Consider the following 22,848-nt stretch of genomic DNA (forward strand, 5'->3'; position numbering starts at 1 on the left):
AGAACCCGTCGAACAACTCCGCCGCGAACGCCTCCAAGTCCTCCCGGACCGAGGCCATCTCCTCAGGTGTCACACCAACTCAACGACACCGACGAGAAAGCAGACACGCCACTCACGAGTGAAGATGACCAAGCCCTACTAGTGCTGTGCAAGGGCTGCCGGGGTTCACCTATCCGCCTGCGGCATCCTGCAAGGAGGGCACCTCCGGCCGAAGGTCCTCCGTCGATGGCGAGGTACCTGCCTCGGTCGTCCGTGAGCACGGTGACACTGCGGTCCTCAGGTCGTCCAGCGCCCACGCGGACCCGGCGGCGCGAACATAAGGGTGCCGAGCCCGGATGTACGACGCCTCCTGTCTCAGGGAGGCGTCGTACACATCCCGCAGCCGGGCGTCAGCGCGGTCCCGAGTGGGGCTCGGCTGTCGCATCTGCGGCCGGCGCGCCCGGAGCGAGACCAGTTCGCTGCCTGAAGCGCCGCCTGACGCTGCGCGCGGCGACCAGCGTGAGTGCTGCCGCAAGGCTCGCTAGATATTCGGCTGCGGCTGCGCTGAGAATGTTCACTGGCCGGCCGCCGGCACCGGGGCGGACGGGCTTGCCGCAGCACGGTGGCGCAGTCCCAGTCGTCTCAGCTTGCGGCGCACCCGGTTGCCGAACGCATCCGGTTCGTCGGCGCCGCCCAGAGCCGCGGCCTGGGCCCATGTCACGCGCTGCGCACCGTAGGTCATGGCTACGGCTCTCTCCATGGGTGCCAGATCCGCGAGCACGGCAAGGACGCGGCAATCGTCCACCTCGCCGTGCAACAGGCCGTTCTCCGGGCGCCGGTCATCGCTGACCACATCTCTCAAGGACACTCCCGATGCCACGGGGGCCTCCAGCAGCCGCACCGTGCGGCCGCCGGATTTTCGCTCCCAGAGCGGCTGCAGACAGCGATGTTCCCGTTCGGTATGACGGTGGAGCAGCTCCATGATCTCGGCATCGCCACTCAGGTGCCGGCCAAGAGCCTCAACCCAGTCACCCAGCAGGGCCATCTCCACGGCCGCGCGCCACGCGTGCGGTCGGCCAAGATGGAGCCACGTCCGAGAGAACTCGTCCACGGCTGCCGTGTCACCCTCGATGCAGGCGTTACGTGCCACCAGCGCGGCCATGACGGCTTGGCGGGTGGTGAATGCTTCTGGTCCGCTGAGCTGTTGGGCGAGCGTGTGCAGGACGGCAGCGATGAAGTTCACGGGGGAGTGCCTCGCGTCGGTGTCCCTTCTCTGCCGCCCCCTCTCCAACAAGGCGATCCAGACGTCCTGGGCGAAGGCCCCGTCCTGTTTCTGGTCGACGTTCACGGCGTCATCGGGCAGACCCCGTGCCCTCCACATGCGCGCCATCTCATATAGGTGGCGCACGACAGCCCTGCGGGCTTCCTCACCGGCGCCGGGCACGCGTGTGGTCACTTGCCTGGCCATCCGGCGCAGCCGCTCGAACACCCGGGAGGCAGCAGGCCGAGCCTGCGCCAGCCAGGTCCCGTGCTGCACGGGCACCGGTTCGATTCGCACCGCGTACACGGCCTCGTGCACGGTCTTTCCCCTCGGGCTTGGCCGGTTGAGAGCCGGACACCGCGCCTGCCCATCGCGGGGGCAGTCCGGGCAGAGGTAGCGAAGGCAGGCGTTCCGGTCCATCAGTTGTTCCTCCGCGTAGCGCAGGAACCGGATGGTCCACAACGCCAGTGCCTCGTCCTCGGGCGTGCAGTCCTCGATCGGTGAGGCGAAGCGGGCAGGCACACGCGTGGCCCGGTCCTGGGTGTCGACCAGCAGGCGAAGCACCCAGCTCTCCAACGCGGAATGAAGCGCCGGGACGCCGACGCGGTCATCGTCCTCGAGATCCGAGTAGCACAGCATGACCATGTGAAGCTCCTTACCTGTAGCGCATGATGAGGCTGCTATCCCTAAGGACCGGCCTGAAGGCGAACCGGCAATCACCCCGCGATTTTTCTAAGTGATCTACGTCACCCTGCGGTTCTGGGGGGCCCAGCCTTCGGAGCCCGGGACGAGCCACGCCACTGCATCGGGCGGCCGAGCTGGCAGGCCCGCCCGATGGATCGCGACACACCGGGACGAGGCTGCAGTTGGCCACACCCTCCATCCATCACAGGCGCTCCCTGCCTGCCGGCAGTAGACCGCTGCCCCATGCCCGGTGCAGCGGGTCGCAGAGCACAGCCTTCAACTCTCCCGTCTCCGTGGCATCTTGCCCGGTACACGGATTGGCGGCAGAGCGGCCACAGCAGTGTGGCGGAGTTTCGGGCGCGTCGCGCACTGGGATGTGGATGTTGGTTTATGCACACTCGAAGGGCGGTGGCTGCAGGTGCCGAGCGGGGGAGCGCTGGCGGGACCTGGCCCGAGCGCTATGACCCATGGCAGACGGTCTACGAACGCTTCGCCCGCTGGGAGCGGGACGGGACTTGGGCGAGGCCGCTCGAGCACGTCCAGACGACGCGGTGGAGTGGACGGTGTCGCAGGGCCGATTGGAGTCGCCTGGGTGGGGCCACTGGACGCCGCCCTAGCCATCGGGGCCCGACCGCCTCAACGGAAGGCATCATCACGGCCACACTGGTAAACAGGTCACGGGGCCCGGTCTCCCGCGAGAGGGACGGGTTCGGGGTGTGACCGACACCGTCAGCGCGTGCTGCGATCGCGGAGCGAGCCGTGCCTCCACCCAGACGTCCTCATCGCATCAGATGTCCTTCATGCCGCCGTTGATGTACCAGTCGGAGTCTGCGAGGGCGTACAGCAGAGCGGTCTCCCAGTCGTTCGGGTCGAATGCCGCGCAGCTGTCGGCGTCTTCGATGAGGGTGGCGCGCAGGACCTCGGGGCCCGAGGACTCGAGCAGGTGCGTGTCCTTCCGGCGTCGGGTCGCTAGACGGCGGGACGCTGCGAACTCGTATTTCGTTCCGAGCTTGTGCCTGGTGAAGTGATGGGCGAGGCGTTGCGCTTTGATCTGCGACCAGTCCGCAGGGGGACGGACGAAGAACTCGACCGCGCCGCCCCCGTCGACATGGCGGACCTCGGCGTGCAGCCATCGGACGGTTCCGAGGTCGTCGAAGTAGGGATGGAAGGGTTCCTCGGCAGCGTTGGTGGAGAAGTTCTTGCTCTTGCCCTGGTTGCAGGGTACGCAGGCAGGCACCAGGTTCAAGGGCGTCAGCGCCAGAAGCGGAAAGCTGTCTTTCGGAGCGTGGTGATCGAGGGTGGACGCCTCTCCTACCCCGCACATTGTGCAAGCACCGTGAATCGCGGCGGCCTTGATCGCGTTGTAGAGCTTGCGTCCACCCCCTCCTACGAACGCCTTGTCGTACGTGGCGTTGAGCCGGTACTTGTCCGGGTCCGTGCTCTGAGCGTGGAGCTCGGAAATCAGCAGGGCGAGCAGTTGACCCGTGTCAGCCGCTGCCCGGTACCGTTCCTGAGTCTCTATGAGCTCCGGGAGCCGGCCCTGGAGGAGTTCGTCCCATTCCTTCTTCGCCAGCCACCTCATGCAGGCGTTCAGCACGTGCTTAACGGTGATCCCCGGCCGCGGTGGCCACAGCATCAGCGGTCCCCCCGCGTACGAGCAAACGTCATCGCTCGCAGTAGAGCCCGGGCTTCCGCTCCCAGGCCGCTGAACCGCTGCGTGATCTCCTCATAGCTTCCCCCCTTCTCGACCTCCGCGGCGATCGCTGCGTGAAAGCCGGTCGAGGTGACCTCCAAGCCGAACACGTCGTAGGTCAGCTCACCGACGCTCTCGCCGTAGGTCTCAAGGCCTGGGCGGTGAGCGGTGAGTTCGTCACCGTGACGGATCATCTTCCACACACAAGACGCGGGCACCTCTTGCAGGACGACGGGGGAGTGAGTCGCAACCACCGCCATGCCGTTGCGGTCGGCCAGCAACGTGGACAATGCGCTGGTCAAGGCAGCAAGTAGCGGCGGATGCAGGTGCGTCTCCGGTTCGTCGATCAGCACCAGGGTGCGTTCGCCGACCACCTCGATCAGACGAGTCATCATCAGGAGCACCACTGCGTGGCCAGAGCTCAGACTGTCGAAGACCTTGCCCACCCGCGCCTCGAACTTGTGGCTGCTGCCCTCCCTCATCATGGCGTCCAGCACCATCAAGTGATCGTCGAGGAAGCCGCTCGCGGCGTAGTTCAGCGTTTCGATGGCCTTGCGCCAGCGCATGCCTCTCGAACCGATTCTGACAGTGGCGAAACTGTCGACGAACTCCTTCCGCCTCTCATCTCTCGTCTTGAGTCGCTCCTCTTCATGGTGATACAAGCCTATGTACTGGAATGAGAGCGCGCCGCGGGGCATCGGCCCATAGGGCCGATCGAAGGGGCTGAACGACACGACGACACAGCCGTTGAAGCTGTTGTCATCGTCACCATCGCTCTCCACTGTGATGCGACCCGCCATAGCGTCGACAGCGATGCGATGCAGCAGCGTCGACTTTCCGGCACCGTTGCGGCCGATTACCGCATGAAGATTCGTGGGAGGGCGACTCCCCGGCTCGGCGTCGAAGGTGAACTCATGCGCCGGCAACAGACCTTCCCCACCGAGGGTGTACGTCCAGCGGAAGGGAACGACACGCGCACGCAACCCGTGGGCAATGCGATTCGCATTACGCAGCTGATCTTCGCTGCGGCCACGGAGCACCGACTTATTGAACACCTCGAGGGACCTGAGTGACCGAATATCCGTATCCCAGCCAAAAGCGACATCGTGCAAGGCCATAAGGATTTCGCGGCCCATGCCTGGGGGGAGCTCCAGCAGTGACACGTAGTAATCGTCCTCGTGACCAAGGCTGAAGAAACCGCGCTCCAAAGAGGTGAAGCGTCCTGGCAAGATTTCTGCCGTGTTGACGAGTCCATCTCGACTCATCGAGACATGCGCGATCCGGAGGTAGCCGATGCGCCGCCTAGTCATATCGGCCAGACGGATGTGGAGATCGAACGTGGTCACGTACCCGTGATCGTTCCAGCCGTCTTTGATCAAGTACGCACCGACGCGACGGGGTAGTGCTTCCTGGTACTCCAGCAACGTGAACTGCATGGCAATGCTCCCCCTCCTGGGACTGATCGTCCGCAGGTAGAATGCCTCAGCTGACTCAACGACGGCGAACTGCAACCGCGCACCTCGACGAAACTCGGCGCCCGAGGAGAGCAGCACTGGTCGCGGTGCACGCTCGACTCCGTCATGCGGGTGGCAACGGAATCCGACCGGACCGAAATCCGACCGGCCCTGGTCAGCGGATCGAGAGTCCACCTGATGACGGAACCGGACGGCTACAGCAGGCACTCGTTGCGCTGCTGCGCTCGCCGGCCGCTCCCTGTCCCACAACGGCTCGGAGCTGTCGAACGAGGGTCGACCTCAACCGCGTGATCCTCAGCAACAACAACTTCCAGGACTGCCTGAACACGACTCTGTCCTGGCTGGTGCCACCGCGAGGGCATGCACGAGATCCCGAACGGCGCCGACAGCATCTCCTCCCACCGCGGCGACGAGAACGCCGTGGAGAGCCCGGCCCGTCGCCCGCGCGGCCGAAGAAGACGCCGGGCACGCACAAGCCCAGCGGGATCCCCTCGGACCCGTCGACGTCGAGCATGCCCAGCACATCCGGCACGCCGTCCACCCCGAGCGCGCCCGCTCCCACCCCCCGACAGCGTCGGCCATCTCCAGGACGTGGGCACGGCGAAGTCCACCGGGAAGGCGGGCGACGCGTTCGTCCAGAAGGGTCAGCACCAAGGCCGAGACAAAGGCGGACAAGGTTGCGGCCAAGATCCGCATCCGCTTCACCGTCATCGGCGACATCGACGCCACCTTCACCGGCGGCGAGAAGGTCGCCACGATCCTCGCCAACAGCACCGGCGTGGCCGTCGCCCCCCTGCAGGCGGGCGCCTGTGCTCGTACCCCCGCTTGCCCTGAGGCTGCCCGCGCATCCGGCGGAACCTTAAAGCCTTGCAACTGCGAATTGAGCGGAATGGGCTCAGTCGGACCTAGCACCCGGTGCCGCAGACTGTCGCCGGACTCACTGCCTTCTGCCACTTCGAGGCGACGCCAGCAACCCACGCCCACAAGCAGCTTGACGACAGATTTGATCCAGGTCAAAGCAAAGGTGGGGAGAAAGGGACCACGAGCAGACAGCCGGGCAGGGGACTGTAAAGCGTTCGGCCCTGTCTCACATTCGGTGGTGACGGTGAGCCGTGAGGGTCGTTGATGCTCGCGTGGGGATCAACGAGCCTGCATAGGCGGGTGTTTTCTGGTCTGTCGCCGCTGCTCTCAAGGGATGAGGCCGACGAGGGCGAGCGGATCATAGTGCGGGCGCGGACTCCGCAAGAAGTCGCGGTCTGTTGGAGGTTGCCCCGGCAGGGGTTCACCGGGCTCGAGCAATCCATGAGGTGCTCGCCCAGAGGGTTGGTGCTCTCGAAGGCGTCCGGGGCGTACAGACGGAACCGGTAGGAAATCGCTCTGTCCCATCCTGCACCGGCCCGCCGAACAGATCATCGACCGAGAACGTGGAGGAACCGGCACTGCCGACGCAGCTTCGATGTCGTAACGCCTGAGTGGCAAGCCTGGTGATGAGCGTTTGCCAGCACGACAGGCAGCCGCACCCGTACGACGTGCTTGTTCCTCGCGTGTCGAACCGTTGTCTCCGACAGCACACCGGCCCGAAACGACACGAGGGCGGCCTCAGGCCAGGTCGCGTGTCTGCCAGCCGGGCGGGAGCTTGGGCAGGCCGATCAGAGCGTCGATGCCGAGGTGTTCCAGCAGCAGGGCTTTGAGGTGCCGACCGTCGATGAGCTCGACGCGGTTGCGGGGTGCGAAGTCCCAGCTCGCCTTACCGAACCACGCGGTGGTGACCACGATGCCCTTCGAAGCGCTCTTGTCGTTCACGATCCCCGCGACCGACCGCACCGTCTCGGCGGATACCACGTTCTTCGAGCGTTTGGCCTGGATGATGCACAGCCCGCCGATGAGAGGTTCCTCATTGACCGCGACAGCGTCGATGCCGTCATCCCGGGAAGCCTGGGTTACCCAGGACTTGAGCCCGATCTTCTCGAACAGCCGCCGGATGAGGTGCTCGAAGTCGATCGGGTCCATCGCGACGAGGTCGGGCCGGCTGTCGAGGCCGGCGACGACTTCCCGCTCCGGAGCGATCTTGTACCGGGCCAGGTCGAACGTGACGACAGGAGGAACGGGCTCAAGATCATAGGGGTGCTGGGAGACGATCGCGTTCAGATAGTGCAGGCTCGCCACCGGGTCGAGTTCGGGCTCGTCCAGCACCAGCTCGGCAAAAGCCTCCCGGCTGACCCGCACACTGATCAGGCACGGCTCGATTGCCTTGCCGGTGGCACGGTCCTTGGCGTGGACTTTCCCGTTGAATGCCACTCCGTCCACGAGTAACGGCGGTGTCACGGCGAAGGCCTCGTCGATCGCCCGCAGCGCGAGTCTGGCCACCAGATCCCTGTACAACGCCTTGCACTCACTCTCCTTCCGCGGCTGCGGGACCACTGCCGGGGGAGCGGAAGCCTTGAACCGGTACTGCGTGACCGAAGGAACCACCGACTGGGCCGGCAACTCGATCTCCAAAACCAGCTCCCGGGACTCCGGAGCGAATGCCGCCTGCCGAGCACCGCCGAGCTGTGGACGGTCACGTAATTCCCCATGCCTGGTGGTCACGTAATTCCCCAGGTCTCGCTTGATTGTGGAGGAGACCGCGTCGGCGGGTTGATCGGTCCGCAGCTCTTGATCACTGTCGATGCTGCTCGTTAGGTTGGCCGGCATGTCCTTGCCGCAGGAAGTTCAGCTGACGACGTCCACGTTCCTGGCCGCCATCGATGCTTCTGCGCCTGGTCTGGTCGAGGGGTTGTACTTGATTGGCTCGCTGGGTTTTCGTGAGTTCTTCCCGGACCGCAGTGATGTCGACTTCGTGGCCGTGCTGGCGGAACGCCCGGATGCCGGAGGGGTTGCTGCTCTCGATGCTGCGCATGAGGTCGTGCGTCGGCGTCATCCTCGTCCGTTCTTCGATGGTGTCCACCTGGTTCGGGACGACCTGGCCAAGCCGCCGGAACAGTGTGCGGATCTGCCGTGCACCCAGAACGGGGCCTTTGAGGCGGCTGGCCGGTTGGGGGTGAACCCGGTCGCCTGGCACGAGCTCGCCCGACACGCTGTGACGGTCCGTGGCCCGGTCTTGACCGAGGCGGAGATGTGGACCGACGACGACGCGTTGCGCGCCTTCACCCATGGCAACCTGGTCGGTTACTGGGCTGGTGTCGTGGACGATCTGGTGAAAAACCCAGAGGACGCCGCCCAGGAGTGGGCCGCGGAGTGGTGCGTCCTCGGTGTCAGCCGGCTGCATCATCTGCTGGCGACGGGAGCGTTGACGTCGAAGAGCGGAGGCGGCCGGTATGCCCTGACCGCCTTCGAGTCGCGGTGGCACCCAATCATCCACGAGGCGTTGCGGGTGCGTGAGGACACTGGTGCGCCGTCGTCCTATGACGCTGCCCCGGAACGCCGGGGCAGCGAGACGGCCGAGTTCACGGCCATGGTCGTCGAGGCCGGTCTGGCGCTGGGGGCCTCTCGGGGCTGAGGAACGACTCCGCGGTCGGTGATCGCGTCAGTTTCCCCAGCCCCTCGGGCAGAGTCGGCTACTTGATCGGGGGCTCGGTTGGGGCGGTGGGGTTCTTCGGCCGCTTGTTGGGTCGGTAGCTGGGGCCGTTCATGATGATCTGGTGGCTGGCGTTGATCAGCCGGTCCAGGAGCGACTCGGCGACGACCGGATTGGGGAAGAGCGGATACCAGTCGCTGGGCGCCCTGTTGCTGGTGATGATCAGGGACCGTCCCTGTCGCTCGGAGACGAGTTCGTAGAGGTCATCGGCCTGGGAGGCGGACAGCTGACGCATCGCAAAGTCGTCGAGGATGAGCACGTCGGGCCGGATGAGGTCGCGCATGCGCTTGTCCCAGGTGCGGTCTGCGTGGCCGCCGGCGAGCTCGCCCAGGATGCGGCTGGTTTTGGCGAAGCGGACGTTGGCGCCCTGGCGGACAGCTTGGTGGCCGAGAGCTTGGGCGACGTGTGTCTTCCCGACACCGACCGGCCCGAACAGAATGACGGACTCGCCGGAGTGGAGCCAGCGCAGGGCCGCGAGGTCGCGGATCTGGGCGGCGGGCAGCTTCGGGGAAGCGTGGAAGTCGAAGCCCTCCAAGGTGACCTGCTGCTCGAACCTGGCCTGGCGCAGGCGCCGTTCGAGGGCGACGGTTTCGCGGCGGGTGATCTCGTCCTGACACAGGACATGGAGGAAGTCCAAGTGGCCGAGTTCGCCGCCCTGGGCCTGAGAGAGACGGGCGTCGAGAGTCTCGAGCATCCCCGAAAGCCGCAGGGTCTTGAGCGACTCGCGCAGGGCGGTGGTCATCACGCTCATCGCGTGGCCTCCTCGACATCGCCGCGGCCCTGGTCGTCGTGGAGCTCGACCAATGTCTGGGCGGGGATGTCGGCGGCGAACAGCCCCTCGGGTCCGCGCAGGAAGGCCGCAGCCCCCGCGTCGCCGGTGTCCGGCTCGGGGTCGGTCTCGGTGCCGGCGACCAGGATGCCCTTGACCGTGCGGTAAGACGGGTCGCCAACCGCGATCGCCTTCCTGCAGGCGGCCTCCAGCCGTGTGTCGCCGTACCTCTGGCGCAGTCCGAGGACCCCTTGGGCGGCGCGGAGCCGGTAGAGCGCGTTGACCTCCAGGAGCTGGTCGATCACCTCCCGGCAGGAGTCGCCGACCTGCGAGGCTTGGCCGCGGCACCAGATTGGCGTCCGCATCTGGAAAGCGATCTTCTCGGGCGGGTAGTCGTTCTTGTCGGTGCGCTTGCCCTGTTCCAGGGCGGCGTGCGTCTTGACCAGTTCGCCCTCGTGGAAGATCTGCACCATCGTGGCGGTGGAACGGACGTCGACACGTCGCCCGACCAGTTTCCAGGGCACCGAATACAAGGTGCGGCCGACCTTGACGTGAATGTCAGGGCCGACGGCGGCCTTCGCCCATCTGGCCAGCACAAATGGTTCCTGCGGCAGCGGCAGGAGGGCCTCGGCCTCCACTGCCTCGAAGACCGCCAGCGGCTTGGCCCCGCCCAGCGGTCGGCACTGCCGCTGACCAGCGACGTTCCTGTCCCAGAGGAGGGCCTCGGCCTGCATGTGCTCCAGCGAGGTGAACTGGCGCCCGCTCCAGAGCGAGTCCCGGACGTAGGGCATGGGCCGCTCCACTCTGGGCTTGTCCTTGGGATGAAGAGCCCTTGCCGGATCCACCAACGTGCCGTAATACGTGGCGAGTTCGGCATACGACTTGTTGATCTGCGGGTCATAGAGGTCGGGCTTGTCCACCCCGGTCTTGAGGTTGTCCGGCACCAGACGGCGCGGGACGCCGCCGAAATAGCGGAAGGCTTCCACGTGCGCGACCGTCCACGAGTGCTGATCCATGTGCACCACGGGACGTACGAACATGTGCCGCGAGGCAGGCAGAACCATCACGAACGCCCAAATCCGGTGCCGTTTACCGGTAGTTGGGTGGAACCACTGCCCCAGGAAGCCGTAGTCGATCTGGGCCTCCGAGCCTGGCTCGACGTTGTCTCGCAGAACGGTGACCTTGGATCGGGCCGCCTCGTCGGGCAGGTTCTCGTGCACCCAGCGGCGGAACGTCGACAGTGACACCTTCAACTTGCCTTCGTCCCGCAGACGTTGGTGGATCGTGGTGACCGTCGTGGTCTTCAGTACGTCCTTGACGTAGTCGCGGTGCGGTTCGATCTCTCCCCACCTGACCTGGTTCAGCTTCCGGCTGGCGAGCTCCGGGAACCAGCTCTTGAGCAGCTTGGCCCAGTCCGGCTCGCTCATCGGCGGCCCGCCCGGGGTGATCCCTGCCTTCTCCGCCGGCGCCAGGTACTTCCTGACCGTCTTGCGGTCCACCCCCAGCGAGGCGGACACCTGACTCTTGGACCGGCCCGCATACCAGTGCACGTAGATCTCGACGATATCGACCACGGTGAACGTTCTCCTTGCCATCCGGTGTGCCCGTGACCTCTCGGCTCGCAGGTCAAGGGACCGCGACGACTCCGAGAGGACAGGACCCTCAACCCGGGCACCGGCATGCCCATGGGGAACCCGACCGATTCGCAAGGAAGATCCAACGGCAGCTCAAACCACCCGAAACAGGGAAAGTTGGGACAGTTCGAGCATGGTCAGCAGCACCATCGACGGTCAGCGCCCCGGTGAGGACCGGTGACCGCGAGGGTGGGGAATTACCTGACGCTGATCATGCAGATCGTGGGGAAAATTCTGACCGCTGACAGAGCCTTTCCGGATAACCGATGGAGCCCAGCGCCCTCTCCACCCCGACCGCAAACCCCTCGAGATCTCCTTCACCGAGCGCCTGCTCCACCTGCAGCCGCAATCTCTGCAGCCCGCCAGGGCGGGCGCGCAGAACCGCAGTCAACACCTCGAGCCGTTCTTCCACCTCGGCCGTCCGGCCTGCAGCCTCCCGGCGCAGACTCTCAACACTCTCCTGCTTTGCACGCCGTTCCGCCGCAGCCTTCTCACGGGCCTCCGCACGACGCTTCTGCTCGAGCTCCCTCGCCCGCGCCGCCTGACGCTTCTCAAGGTCCCGCACGATCTGCTCGGCCCTGCGCGACTCGGCACTCTGCTGCGCCTGCTTCTCTTTCTGCGCCCGCATCCATGCCCGCGCCTGCTCGCGTTCCCGCCGTGCTTCCTTCTTGGCCCGCTCGGCGGCCTCACGCTCCGCGCCCCGTGCTTGACGCGCCAGCTCCGCCTCAGCCCGCTTCGCCGCTGCGGCCTTCTTCTTCTGGCTGTCCCTATATGCCTGCAACAACTGCGCCGCCAAGGACTTCCTGCTCGCCATTCGCCGCCCTCACCACAGGTCAAAACACAACAGCTCCCCCAGCCGCAGGCAGGGCAATCCCAGCGGCCGGGCCATGGCCTGACTCGCTCGGAACATGACTGCTTTTCACTCGCGCCGCCCCGAATCCGACGCAAGCCCGCAGGGCTGCTCACACTGCTCCTGCGCGGCATCGCAGGGAGGCATCCAGACGCCACAAGTCCTCCACCACCCGTCTCACCTGGATCGGCAGCCTCGGGCGATCATCTGCGCTGCTCTCGCTTTGGGATTTGTGGTCCGAGCCCACATATGGTGGATGCCTGGGATTAGTGCGCCGCGTGGCCCGCATGCGCTCGTGACCAGCGCAGACACTCGAAGCTGGGGCGGGAGAAGGCCCACGATGTCGCCCTGGGGGGCACCGGCCAGTCCGCCGCATAACTGAGATGGCAGGCAGGCAGACCTGGCCGCGGTCAGTGCGCAGGCGAGTCTGCGGGGCCCAAGACCGGCCGGTGAAGGGTGGCCGGCTGCCAGTGCACCTCGTCGGTATCCCGCTGATGGTGCCAAGCCGCCAGGGTACGGCCGGCGACCAGCCGGTCGAGCAGTACTCCGGTCTGCTGTGGGGAGTGCCCGCACAGACGGGCAACAACGGCCATGTCGGCTGTGGCGTCGGCCGCGGTGGTGTGGGCGGCCAGGACCAGGGCAGTCAGCCGTTCTGCGGGTTTTGCCGTCGCCGAAACGATGTGTGAGGTGGGCTGCAGGGCCCAGTGGGCGGCGCGCCGACGGGCGCTGCGGCCCGGGGCCTGGTTCAGCGCCGCGTCGTCGAGCAGCCGCACTTGCAAAGGCGCTGCCCGGGGATCGGGCAGGTCGAGCCAGCCGTCCTGCACCAGCTCCTGCCACGCCTCGGTGTGCCGGTGCAGGCGCATGCTGCGCAATAGGCCGGCCGGCAGCCGGGCGCAGCCGTGTGTGTCGGCGCGCAGGGCGCATTGCAGGGCCAGCAGCCGGGCGGCAGGGGAGGTGACGCAGCCGAGTGCGGAGGCGAGGTGGGTGAGCATCTCCCGTACCCGTTGCGGCTCGTCTCCGTGCACCCGCGGCCGGACGGGGGCTGATGCGGCCGGTCGGTGAGGGCTAAGCAGGGTCTCCGGCACGACGGCGGTGTGGCTGGTCGCTGCCGCGCAGGCCGCGCACGCGTCGGCCAGCCGCCAGGTGCGGCCGCCGCGGTCGCGGGTCAGGGCCAGCAGCACCCGCCCGGCACAGCCGCGATGACGCGGATGCCACACACAGCCCCGCAATCGGCACTGGCAGCTGCGCAGGTGCGGCGGCAGCGCGTCCGCGCGGACATGGCAGGCCAGATGCGCCAGGGCGGCCGACCGTGCGGAGGAGGCCTGCAGGGGGAAGGTGCGGGCGGTACACGAGGGGCAGACGAGTACGGGGCCGTCCGCTTGCGGGCGCAGCTCCACTGTCCAGATGCGCCGCACTGCGGCATGTGCGCCACCGAACCGCATGGGCCGGTCGTCCTCCTGTCGTCTGTCTGTCCTTGTCGTGGCGGGGGTCACCGTGGCGGGCCCCCGAGACGGACGCACTGTAGTGCAGATTCCCGCACCATGGATTCGCCGTTTCCCCACTCCGGCGAAAGTGCAGAAACCCGCACTGACGGGGCAGGGGTCTGCACCGTCGGATGGTCGGGTGACGATCTTGCCGCCCGACCCCGACCTCACTGCGCTGCGCGTCGTGCTCGCGCGCCTGCGGGCCGAACGCGGTTGGACCTTCGACGAACTCGCCGACCGCAGCGGGCTGGCCCGGCGTACCCTCATCGACCTCGAACACGGCCGCACCACCGGCAGTGTCACCACCTGGCACACCCTCGCCCACACCTTCGACGTGCCCATCGAGCGCTTCCTGGGCGCCCTGTGCGACGACCACACCCCGCCCGGCACGGCCGCTTCCTGAACCCGCACTCCGTCCCGGCTGGCCACGCCGTGAATCACCCGATCGGGCAATCAGGCATAGAACAGCCATCCGCAGTAACGCTCATGTGTGCGGGCCCGCTGGGCCGGCCGGGGGACATACCCGCGACACGTTGCTCATGTCTGCGTGTCGCCTGGCACGGTCCGGGCCATGTGCCCCACGCCCGCCCCCGACGGCCGTCACTGGGACGGCAGCCCCCGCGCCCCCCACCGCCCCCGCCCGCTGCGGGTGACCACCACCAGTCCCAGCCGCCTGCTGCGCGCCGGCCAAACCGGACGCTGCCGCCACTGCGGCAGCCGCATCGACCTCTACCCGCGCCCCGATGGGCGGCCCATCGCCCTGCACCCCGCGGAACTGGCCATCACCGACGTCCCCGAATCCTGCCGCTGGCACCTCAGCGGCGGCATCGCCCACCCGCACGGCGACAACAGCGCCTGGTGCCGCATCCCGCATGCCGTGCTCTGCCCCCACCACACCCCCACATGCCAGGCCGGCCCCCGCCTCGAGGCGATCCGCCGCCACCTCGCCGTCCGTGCACGCCGCCTGATCGACACCGGGGCCCTCACCCCCGCCTCACCTCAGCCCGCCGCCCTCCACGCCGGAGGACCCGACCGCCCCGTCGTCCAGTTGCTGCTGTGCCGCTATCTCGCCCAGCAGCGGCTCGAGGACCTGCGCTGCGTCGCCCAGACCCGCCACCGCCACCGCTGCCCCCACCCCCTCCTCGCCCCCGCCGGCCCGGCCGGTATGTGGAAACTGCTGCCCAGCACCGCCCAGCACGGCCAACTCGCCCTGCCCGACGTCCTGATGGCCGTCTACGACCTGGGCCACCTGCCCTACGGCGAACAGCTGCGCTGGCGCACCCAGCGCTGCCCGGCCCACGCCACCGCCCCCGGTGCCGCCGACCTCGCCCTGGCCGCCTGGGAACCCTTCGACCCCCTCCTGCACGCGGCACACATCCACACCCGCCTGCCCCACCCCCCGCCCCGCCCGCACCGAAGGGGATGACCCGTGCCGCACCACGCCCTGGAAATCACACTGACCCGCCCCCTGACCCCCACGGCCCTGCAGCGCGCCGCCCGCCTGCTGCCGCTGGCCGCCAACCACGAGGCCACCCGCCTCATCGCCCTCATGCCCGCCAAGACCCCCCACCGGGCACTACGCCGGCTGCGCCACCGGCTCGGGGACCGGCTGCCCATCGACGTGATCACCACGCACTACCCGGACGCCGACCACCGCGTGCTGCTCAACGTCGCCTTCCCGCCTGCCGTGCACGCCGCCCTCAAGGCCCAGGCCCGTCGCGCCGCCCAGAGCCCCGAGCGCTTCCTGGAACTGGCCCTGCACCGTGCCCTGGCTGAGCACGCCGACCGGGAGACCGACCGCCTCGATCGGGCCGTACGTCAACTCCTCGCCCACACCAGCCCCGGCTACCTGCTGTCCGCCGTCGGCCAGGCGCTCACCCGACTCCCCGAAAGCCCCACTCCATGAAACCCACCGACGAACAGACCGCCGCCGCGGATGCCTTCCACGCCGGCGCTCACCTGGCCCTGCAGGCCGGCGCTGGCACCGGCAAGACCACCACCCTGGCCCTGCTCGCCCACAACAGCACCCGCCGCGGCCGCTACCTCGCCTACAACCGCGCCATCGCCCAGGACGCCCGCACCCGCTTCCCCGACACCGTGCAGTGCAAGACCGCCCACGCCCTCGCCTACGCCGCCGTCGGTCACCGCTACACCCGCCGCCTGAACGCCCCCCGCCGCCCCGCCTGGCAGACCGGACAGGCCCTCGGTCTGACCAAAGCCCTACGCATCGGCGACCGCGAAATCTCCCAACGCGCCCTGTCCAACGCCGTCCTGCGCACCGTCACCCGCTTCTGCCACACCGCCGACGACAGCATCACCCGCCACCACGTGCCCATCCTGCGCGGCCTGGAAGACAAAGGCCATCACTGCGAACTCGCCACCTACCTCCTGCCGTTCGCCCACAAAGCCTGGACCGACCTGCACCACACCGACGACGGCGCCGTCCGCTTCGACCACGACCACTACCTGAAAATCTGGGCTCTCACCCAGCCGAAGATCGATGCCGACTTCCTGCTCCTCGACGAGGCCCAGGACACCAACCCCGTCGTCGAACAGGTCTTCCTGGGCCAGCGCGACCACGCCCAGCTCGTCATGGTCGGCGACTCCGCCCAGGCCATCTACCACTGGCGCGGCGCCAAAGACGTCATGACCGGCTTCGACGGCACCCGCCTCGCCCTGTCTCAGTCCTTCCGCTTCGGCCCCCACCTGGCCGCCGAAGCCAACCGCTGGCTGAGCCTCGCCGACGCACCCATCCGCCTCACTGGCACCCCCACCGTGCCCACCGAACTCGGCCCCGTCACCCAGCCGGACGCCGTGCTGTGCCGCACCAACGTCGGCGCCATGGCCCAGGTCATGACCCTCATGGCCGCCGGCCACCGGGTCGCCCTGGCCGGGGGAGGAGACAGCCTTCAGGCCCTGGCCCTCGCCGCCCGCGACCTGAAGGAAGGCCGCCGCACCCACCACCCCGAACTCATCCTCTTCCCCTCATGGGGCGACCTGCAGGACTACGCCGCCCACGACCTGGCCGGCCGCGACCTGCAGCCCCTGGTCAACCTCGTCGACACCCACGGCACCAATGCCATCCTCGCCGCCGTCGCCCGCCTTGCCCCCGAGCCGCACGCCCAGGTCACCGTCTCCACCGCCCACAAGGCGAAGGGACGCGAATGGCCCCGCGTACTCATCGCAGACGACTTCGCCCGCCCGGAGAACAACACTTCTCACGAGCAGACAGGCACCCCGGCATCACCCGAACCCATCGACGACGCCGAAGCCCGTCTCGCCTACGTAGCCGTCACCCGCACCCGCCAACGCCTGGACCTGGGCGGCCTGTCCTGGATTCACGACCACCCTGACAAGACCCACGACCCCTCAGCAGCAACTCCGGCATGAGGTGTCGCTTCCGGGGGAGTCCGCGACGACAACAAGACGCGCCGGCGGGCGAGGCAGAGCACAGCCTCCCCCGCGCCACCGGCGCGTCTTGTGGGTCCTGAATCGCGCCCCACGGTGCTACCGGGTGACACCGGTAAGTGACTGCAGTCGCTGGACGACAGCATCAGGTAGCGGGGTCCGCCCCGGGCACGAGGGCAGCTGAGGTCGGCTGTGGCCGGCTGGCCTGGGGCACGTACCGCTTGGCGGCTTCGAACAGCTGGGCCACACGGTGGCGTTCCTCTGCGCACTGGCCGGTGAGAGGAGAGACGATGAGAAGACGGCGAGGTTGACGGCGAAGCCGAAGATCCCGCCGGTAATACTGCTCAGGACGCGGATGTCGTCGGGTAGACCATCGTCAGGACGCTGGCGACGGCGAAGCCGGAGACCATGCCAGAGATGGCTCCCCACTTGTTGCCCCCGTGCCAGAAGATGGCCAGGAACAGGGGCACGCCGAGCCGCCTCAGTGGCACACGCCCAGCCTCGCCGGGAGACTCGTTGCAACGCTCGCTGCTCAGCACCGCGCCACGCATCGTCGCGACGCCGGAAAACCCCGCTCACATACAGATTGAGCGCTGGCTCATCGACGCCATCGAGCAGTGGGTGGTACGCCCCGGGGAACGCCTGCCCGGCGGACGCGTCCTGTCAGACGCGCTGGGCGTCAGCCGGATGACGCTGCGCCAGCCGATGAACGTCCTGGAACAGCGCGGAATGATCAGACCCAGCCCGGCGGGGGAGGCGGGGCCTTCGTCACGGAACAGTCCGTCGATGTAGACCTGACAAGCCTCAGCGCTCACATCGTCCGCGCGAACATGACCGCGGGCGCCCAGGTCGTCTCCGCAACCACCCTGGCCGGACAGCCCTCCGTCACCGCCATGCTCGGACTCGTCCCCAACGACGACGTGCACGAAGTCGTCCGGGTCCGTCTCGCCAACGGAGACCCGTCGTCCTGGAGCGGTCCTACTTCCCGGTGGTGCTCTTCCCCGACCTCCTCGACAAGCCGCTGACCGGGTCCATGTACGCCGTCCTGAGAGAAAACTACGGGCGCACCCCACCACCGTGACCGAGTACGTCCGGCCCGTCTTGGCCAACCAGGAACACGCCGACCTGCTCGGCGTCGAGCCGGGCAGCAGCCTGCTCGCCGTAGAGCGCACCGCCTACGACGCAGAACACGTCCCGGTGGAGTACTCACTGGACCTCTTCCGCGCCGACCGGATCCGCTTGCTCGTGCGCAGCCAGCTCATCCCCGAATCAGAGACCTGACCTCCTTGCACGAGCCCTGCCCGTCCGCCGGAAGCAGCGGCGCGTGCAGCGCAGATGCCGGGGAGGAGCATCTCCACACCCGTGCGCACCAGTTGGCCCCGAATTTCGCATGCTGCGGCGCCAGCGGAACCTCCCGGATCGTATCGGGAAGGGAACACGGGCCCCCGGGGCGGATCTGCGCAGACCAGGAGGGTGCGGGTCAGCCGCTCATGCCGCCGACGACTGCCCAGATGCCGCCAACAAGCGTCGACAGCGGGGCCGTGGGTCTGCCAAATCGACGGATGAGCCGCCACCGGCCGGGTACGGTGTTGTCCAGTCAGGCCCGGGCCGTCGTTCGCAGCGATGGCACCAGCCGACCCCAATCAACTTCCTTTCCACCGCCCGGAGATGCGCTCGTACCGCGTCAACCAGCGGGTATCCCATTTCCGTGCACAGCACGCCCGCCGTTCGGGCCGTGCACGGGACTGCCATGTGGAGACTTCGCGATGACCGCATTGCCCCGTACGGCCCAGGCCGTCGACTTCCTGTGCGAGCACACCCCCAGCAAGAGCCGCGTGATGGCCCTGCTCGACCACGACCACGGCCCTCGTTCCCTGACCGCCGTCCTGACCTGCAAGAAACCCGACGACGCGCACGAGGCCGTCGACATCCTGCGCCGTGTCCTGGCCAGACGCGAGGCCACCTGCGCCGACGACGAACTGCAGGCATTGACCGCCGTCATGCCCGACGCGCCAGCCGGCTCGCTGCGCCAGGCCGTCACCCACGCCGCGACCGGCACCTGGCCGACCGGCCCTGGAGTACTCTACGAAGTCGCCGAACCGGAAGACCTCGAACCCGACAATGCACAGCAGGCCGCGCCCGTCCCGTTCGAGCCGTCCAGCCACCCGCGGCTCAAAGACCTGCCGGGGAAGATCGTGCGGATCGCCCGTCTGTATGAATTCCACGTCACCGACGAGGACGCCCTGATCCGTGCCGCGACCGATCGCGGATGGGAGCCGTTGCCGGCAACCGACCTGGGAGACGACGACCCGCGCGACCTCGTAGGCGCCGTCATGACTCTCACCGACGATCTCGAACTCCCCGGAGCACAGACCCTGGAGGACCAGAGCGTCGCCGAAGTCCTCAGCCCCGAGGACGGGGACGAACTCGCCGACTGGAACCCGTCCCCGGTCACGATCCGCTTCCACCACGGATGGCGGCTGCGCCACGAGCGCAGCCGCCCCGCGGCCAAGGCGCAGACACCGAACTTCGCGGCGCTGTTCCCGCTGCGCGAGTGTGACTGCCCCGGCGAGTCGGAAGACTGCGAAGCCTGCGGATGGCAGCTGACCCCCCGCACTGCTGACCTGCTGAGCACGGCCCTGTCCGTCCTCGCGGACCAGGCCTTCGACGACGCCGCGCGGCTGGGCGATCAGTACCTGCCGGACGCTGACTCCACTGGCTGGGCCGTCTTCGACCGTCTCCCCCCGCTGACCCGGTCCGCTGATCACCGCTGGCGTCGGCGTATGGCCAGGGCCTTCGACGACCTCGCCGACGACCTGAACCAGGGCCGCTGGCCCGAACCTACCTGCACCGCCGAGGAAATGGCCCTCCACCTGGCCATCGAAGACGCCCCCACCTACCTGGAGGAGCGGCCCGCGGACGATGAACACCACACCCTGCCCCGGCACGAGGACGACTACAGCTGGGATGGCTGCTCCGAACTCCTCTTCCAAGACCACGACGTGTTGATGCTCTTCGACGCCTCCCTTGCCGGCTTCGAGGAGCCCGACAACCCCGCGAACCAGCGCCTGGGAGCGGGAGACCTCCGTGCGGACTCCTGGTTTGAGCCCTTCAACAACGGCGCAGCCCGCAATCCGCGACGAGGCTTTCGCCGATAGCAGCCCGCACTGTCTTCTCCGGCCTCCAGCCCGTTTGCAGCCCGCGCGGTCGGCCGAACCGGTCCTGCCGTGGTGGCATACAGCCATGGCGCCGCGCGCATGCATCGCTTCCGGTGGGTCAGCCGGTGGCGTCGTCGCTGTCCCAGTCGACGGTGCGCCGGTATTCGGGGTGGTTTTTGTCCATCTGGATGGCGGCGTGGATGGGCAGGGGGTGTCGGGTGCGATGTTCCCAGGCCAGGGCGTGGTTGCACAGCCGTGCCGTGGTCAGAGCGTAGGGGAGGGCGCCGTCCTCGGCGGGGCGCTGGATGACGGCGATCTCGGTGGCGGTGAGGTTGTGCCAGGTCTCGGCCTGCTGCTCCTGGTCGTCACACAGCCAACGCCCCTGGCTGCGACCGGACTTGGCCGAGGGGGTCTTGCCGTCCATCTGGTGGGGGCGGCGGCTCATGATGAACGTGGTGTCGGTGCCGTCGAGTTGGAACAGTGCGTTGCTGGTCTTGTCGCCGTCGCTCGTGGTGCCGTTCTCGTCGATCTCGTGGAAGAGCGCGGGCAGCGGGATGCTGGGGTCGGCGCTGGAGGTGGTGCGGATGACGGCGCGCGGCCGGTGTTCAGGCGCAAGGGTGGCTCCGGGCAGGGCGGGCCTGCCGTTGGCCAGGCCGTTGTCGTCGGGGAGCAGGTCGGCGTTCTTGTTCGACAGCAAAGGCCAGACGGGGCGGGTGGAGTCGCCGGAGACGTAGAGGACGTAGCCGCACTCGAGGTGCCGGCTCAGTTCGTACAGGGCGTGGTCGATGCGGCGGGGCAGGGTGTCGTCGCCGCGGCTGCCCTCCGGGATGGGCCGGCTGCGCGACAGACCCTGGGCGCGGGCGTAGTTGAACCAGCCGCCGTGGCCGCCTCGGCCGGCGGGAAGGTAGGCGAGGGCCTTCCACTGCTCGCCGACCGGCACGAACGCGGTGAGGACCCACATGAGTTTGGGTTCCTCGGTGCGGTTGGTGTGCTTCTCGCCGAGCTGGGCGCGCATGTGCAGGCCCAGGTGGGCGACGCGGTCCTTGAGCCCATGTCCCGTGGAGATGGCGCGGGTCAGACGGGGATGGACCAGACCGGCGGCGCGCAGCATGTCACCGATGGCGTGGTGGCCGGGGAAGTCCGCGGCGAGCTCCATGCCGAGGGCCTCGAGCGGGCTCTGGGCCTCGCGTTCCTTCTTCTTCGAGCGCCGCTTTCTGGTTTCGGGGGTGAGGAACTGGGCGATGACGCCGTGCCGTGCCAGGTGGCGGGAGACCTCCGGTTTGGCATCGAGCGTGTACGGGTCGACGGCGCCGTCCTCCCCGCGGCGGGCGGCGCGCCGCTTGCGGCCCCATTCCTTGGCGTCGTACTCGGTCTCGACCAGGGCCAGCACTCCGGTGTCTTCGGCTTCCAGCCCGGGCAGGGCGTCGGTCAGCGCGCCGCGCCGGTCGTGGTGGCTGCCGTGGGACAGCAGCTCGGGGGCCCGGTGCAGCAACACCTCGGTGCGGCAGCCGAGTTGAACGATTTCGTCGTCGGGCATGCCGTCGGCGAGGTGGGGCTGGTTGAAGTGGTAGGCCAGCAGGCGCTGCATGCGGGTGCGCATGTCCTGGTGCTGGTACAGGGCCAGGACGCGCAGCTTGGAGCAGCCGGCGGCGGCCAGGATGTCTTTGAGGCTGGCGTCGTCGAGGAGGGTGGCATCGCGGCCGTACTCGGTCTTGCGGGCGCCCACCGAGAGGACTTTGGCGACCTGTCGGCCGTGGACGAGGTCCTGCCCGGTGACGGTGGACAGGTGCTCGGCGAGGGCGGTGATGGTGTGCAGGCCGACGCCCTTGCCGATGGGGAACGACTTCGAGAAAGGGATCAGCGCGCGGAAGTTGCCCGGCTTGCCGGACAGGTCCAGGGCGCTGAGGGGAAGGAATTCGTTGTCGTCAGCGCTGCGTGGGAAGACCGGGTCGTCCATCAGCCGTACCCAGGCGTTCAGGGCCAGGCGGCTGGTGTGCTCGAGGTGGGTGTACTTGCCCCTGCCGCCCAGATTAACCCGCAGCAGCGGGGCGGCGGGGGAGCGGGGCGCCCACCAGGCGGTGCGGGCGCCGTTGATCTGATTGCTCAGTCTCGACACGCGCGGTGTCATGACCACGAGCGGAACGGGAAGGGAGTGCAGCGACTTCATCGCCACTTCCACCCGCAGCGCGGCGTAGTGGCGCCTGACCTTCCACTCCTCCGCCTCCTGGGCCGCCTCGTCTGCCCCGGTCTCGCCTGTCTTCTCCTTGGCCGGGCGGGCCTCGAGCCAGGTGTTTGACCAGAGGTGTTCGGTGTCCCATACCATCATGTTGTTCTCGGTGTCCGGGCGAAGCGGGATACTGCGGCCATCCGCCGTCAGGTCGGTCCGGGCCAGGAGGGAGGCGAGGTTCCAGCTGGCCGCGTCCCACACCCAGCCGTCGGCGTCCACCGCGTGCGGCCCGACACGGACGTGGTCCCACACTGCCACCTGCTCGGGCTCCTCCGAGGCGAACAGGTCGGCGAGGTCACTGGGGTGGGCCAGGGAGATCTCGTCCTGAGGGGTCTGCAGCAGCGCCTGCTCCCACAGCGCGACCGCGGCCCTCAGATGGGCCGGTGGCAGCTTCTTGGACAGGGCAAGGAACTGCGGCGGCTTGCTCTTGCTGGTGGGATACAACGATGCGCTGGTGGCGCCGCTGGCGCGCAGCACCATCAGCAGCCCGGCATAGGGCAAGTTGGCCTTCGAGCCGGTCTTGCCGCGGTAAATGGCACGCAGCTTCTTCCACTCGGGCTCGATCTTCTCGGGGAGCCGGTACAGCCACACGGTGCCCATCAACGAGCTGGTCAACGGCGCGGCCAGCATGGACATGCGAATGTCATTC

At 68.1% G+C, this 22,848-nt stretch carries 18 protein-coding genes and 2 pseudogenes; 10 read left to right on the plus strand and 10 right to left on the minus strand.

Annotation, left to right across the window (positions count from 1 at the left end; translation table 11 throughout):
* Positions 1 to 553: 553 nt before the first annotated feature.
* On the minus strand, positions 554 to 1,885 hold the full coding sequence (locus ACFYX4_RS37785) for a hypothetical protein (RefSeq protein WP_306945445.1): 1,332 nt from the start codon (positions 1,883 to 1,885) through the stop codon (positions 554 to 556).
* 455 nt (positions 1,886 to 2,340) lie between these two features.
* Between ACFYX4_RS37785 and ACFYX4_RS37790 the strand changes: the two are divergent.
* Positions 2,341 to 2,467, plus strand: a pseudogene (locus ACFYX4_RS37790) (transposase); the annotation flags it as partial.
* A gap of 244 nt (positions 2,468 to 2,711) precedes the next feature.
* Here ACFYX4_RS37790 and ACFYX4_RS37795 read toward each other — a convergent pair.
* The 3 genes from ACFYX4_RS37795 to ACFYX4_RS37805 all read right to left on the minus strand — a co-directional run bounded on the left by ACFYX4_RS37795 (position 2,712) and on the right by ACFYX4_RS37805 (position 7,786).
* The gene (locus ACFYX4_RS37795; protein WP_141246209.1) at positions 2,712 to 3,521 is read right to left on the minus strand and encodes an HNH endonuclease; all 810 of its coding nucleotides are present in this window, start codon (positions 3,519 to 3,521) and stop codon (positions 2,712 to 2,714) included.
* A gap of 38 nt (positions 3,522 to 3,559) precedes the next feature.
* Entirely contained in the window at positions 3,560 to 5,053 is a 1,494-nt protein-coding gene (locus ACFYX4_RS37800; RefSeq protein WP_181801090.1) for an AAA family ATPase, read from the minus strand.
* A 1,638-nt stretch (positions 5,054 to 6,691) separates the two neighbouring features.
* Positions 6,692 to 7,786 carry a restriction endonuclease gene (locus tag ACFYX4_RS37805; RefSeq protein ID WP_389343893.1) on the minus strand — a complete coding sequence of 365 codons (1,095 nt, stop codon included), beginning with the start codon at positions 7,784 to 7,786 and terminating at the stop codon, positions 6,692 to 6,694.
* On the opposite strand from ACFYX4_RS37805, the gene ACFYX4_RS37810 reads away from it, so the two are divergent.
* Positions 7,785 to 8,591, plus strand: a complete 807-nt coding sequence (locus ACFYX4_RS37810) for an aminoglycoside adenylyltransferase domain-containing protein (protein WP_389343896.1) — start codon at positions 7,785 to 7,787, stop codon at positions 8,589 to 8,591. The two genes, ACFYX4_RS37805 and ACFYX4_RS37810, sit on opposite strands and share 2 nt — an antisense overlap.
* Before the next feature lie 58 nt (positions 8,592 to 8,649).
* Here the strand turns inward: ACFYX4_RS37810 and istB are convergent, their stop codons facing one another.
* The 4 genes from istB to ACFYX4_RS37830 form a co-directional block, all read right to left on the minus strand.
* Complete coding sequence (istB, locus tag ACFYX4_RS37815; RefSeq protein ID WP_389343899.1) at positions 8,650 to 9,420, minus strand: IS21-like element helper ATPase IstB; 771 nt, start codon at positions 9,418 to 9,420, stop codon at positions 8,650 to 8,652.
* Positions 9,417 to 11,012, minus strand: a complete 1,596-nt coding sequence (istA, locus tag ACFYX4_RS37820; protein WP_389343902.1) for an IS21 family transposase — start codon at positions 11,010 to 11,012, stop codon at positions 9,417 to 9,419. Before istA ends, istB begins: the two co-directional genes overlap by 4 nt.
* 271 nt (positions 11,013 to 11,283) lie before the next feature.
* Positions 11,284 to 11,886 (minus strand): hypothetical protein, encoded by a 603-nt coding sequence (locus tag ACFYX4_RS37825; RefSeq protein WP_389343905.1) that lies wholly within the window; start codon positions 11,884 to 11,886, stop codon positions 11,284 to 11,286.
* A 446-nt stretch (positions 11,887 to 12,332) separates the two neighbouring features.
* Positions 12,333 to 13,337: a hypothetical protein gene (locus tag ACFYX4_RS37830; protein WP_389343908.1), complete on the minus strand. Its 1,005-nt coding sequence runs from the start codon at positions 13,335 to 13,337 to the stop codon at positions 12,333 to 12,335.
* 208 nt (positions 13,338 to 13,545) lie between these two features.
* Here ACFYX4_RS37830 and ACFYX4_RS37835 point away from each other — a divergent pair, with 208 nt between their 5' ends.
* The 4 genes from ACFYX4_RS37835 to ACFYX4_RS37850 all read left to right on the plus strand — a co-directional run bounded on the left by ACFYX4_RS37835 (position 13,546) and on the right by ACFYX4_RS37850 (position 16,796).
* On the plus strand, positions 13,546 to 13,809 hold the full coding sequence (locus tag ACFYX4_RS37835; RefSeq protein WP_181801087.1) for a helix-turn-helix transcriptional regulator: 264 nt from the start codon (positions 13,546 to 13,548) through the stop codon (positions 13,807 to 13,809).
* Between the two features lie 168 nt (positions 13,810 to 13,977).
* Entirely contained in the window at positions 13,978 to 14,832 is an 855-nt protein-coding gene (locus ACFYX4_RS37840) for a DUF6083 domain-containing protein (protein WP_306945457.1), read from the plus strand.
* Between the two features lie 3 nt (positions 14,833 to 14,835).
* Positions 14,836 to 15,312 (plus strand): hypothetical protein, encoded by a 477-nt coding sequence (locus ACFYX4_RS37845; protein WP_306945459.1) that lies wholly within the window; start codon positions 14,836 to 14,838, stop codon positions 15,310 to 15,312.
* Positions 15,309 to 16,796, plus strand: coding sequence for a UvrD-helicase domain-containing protein (locus tag ACFYX4_RS37850; protein ID WP_181801085.1), 1,488 nt, complete (start codon positions 15,309 to 15,311; stop codon positions 16,794 to 16,796). Before ACFYX4_RS37845 ends, ACFYX4_RS37850 begins: the two co-directional genes overlap by 4 nt.
* 362 nt (positions 16,797 to 17,158) lie before the next feature.
* Here the strand turns inward: ACFYX4_RS37850 and ACFYX4_RS37855 are convergent, their stop codons facing one another.
* On the minus strand, positions 17,159 to 17,305 hold the full coding sequence (locus ACFYX4_RS37855; RefSeq protein WP_181801084.1) for a hypothetical protein: 147 nt from the start codon (positions 17,303 to 17,305) through the stop codon (positions 17,159 to 17,161).
* A gap of 25 nt (positions 17,306 to 17,330) precedes the next feature.
* Here ACFYX4_RS37855 and ACFYX4_RS37860 point away from each other — a divergent pair, with 25 nt between their 5' ends.
* The 4 genes and pseudogenes from ACFYX4_RS37860 (at position 17,331) to ACFYX4_RS37875 (ending at position 19,972) form a co-directional block, all read left to right on the plus strand.
* The gene (locus ACFYX4_RS37860) at positions 17,331 to 17,606 is read left to right on the plus strand and encodes a GntR family transcriptional regulator (RefSeq protein ID WP_181801083.1); all 276 of its coding nucleotides are present in this window, start codon (positions 17,331 to 17,333) and stop codon (positions 17,604 to 17,606) included.
* Between the two features lie 38 nt (positions 17,607 to 17,644).
* A complete protein-coding gene (locus ACFYX4_RS37865; protein ID WP_181801092.1) occupies positions 17,645 to 17,839 on the plus strand; it encodes a UTRA domain-containing protein in 195 nt (64 codons plus the stop codon).
* Positions 17,806 to 18,095 (plus strand): annotated as a pseudogene (locus ACFYX4_RS37870) (UTRA domain-containing protein). Before ACFYX4_RS37865 ends, ACFYX4_RS37870 begins: the two are co-directional and overlap by 34 nt.
* 485 nt (positions 18,096 to 18,580) lie before the next feature.
* Complete coding sequence (locus ACFYX4_RS37875) at positions 18,581 to 19,972, plus strand: hypothetical protein (protein ID WP_389343916.1); 1,392 nt, start codon at positions 18,581 to 18,583, stop codon at positions 19,970 to 19,972.
* Positions 19,973 to 20,090: 118 nt separating this feature from the next.
* Here the strand turns inward: ACFYX4_RS37875 and ACFYX4_RS37880 are convergent, their stop codons facing one another.
* The gene (locus ACFYX4_RS37880; protein ID WP_389343919.1) at positions 20,091 to 22,835 is read right to left on the minus strand and encodes an RNaseH domain-containing protein; all 2,745 of its coding nucleotides are present in this window, start codon (positions 22,833 to 22,835) and stop codon (positions 20,091 to 20,093) included.
* Between the last annotated feature and the right edge of the window lie 13 nt (positions 22,836 to 22,848).

Origin of the sequence: Streptomyces sp. NPDC002328, assembly GCF_042890065.1 — a bacterium.
Lineage (GTDB): Bacteria > Actinomycetota > Actinomycetes > Streptomycetales > Streptomycetaceae > Streptomyces.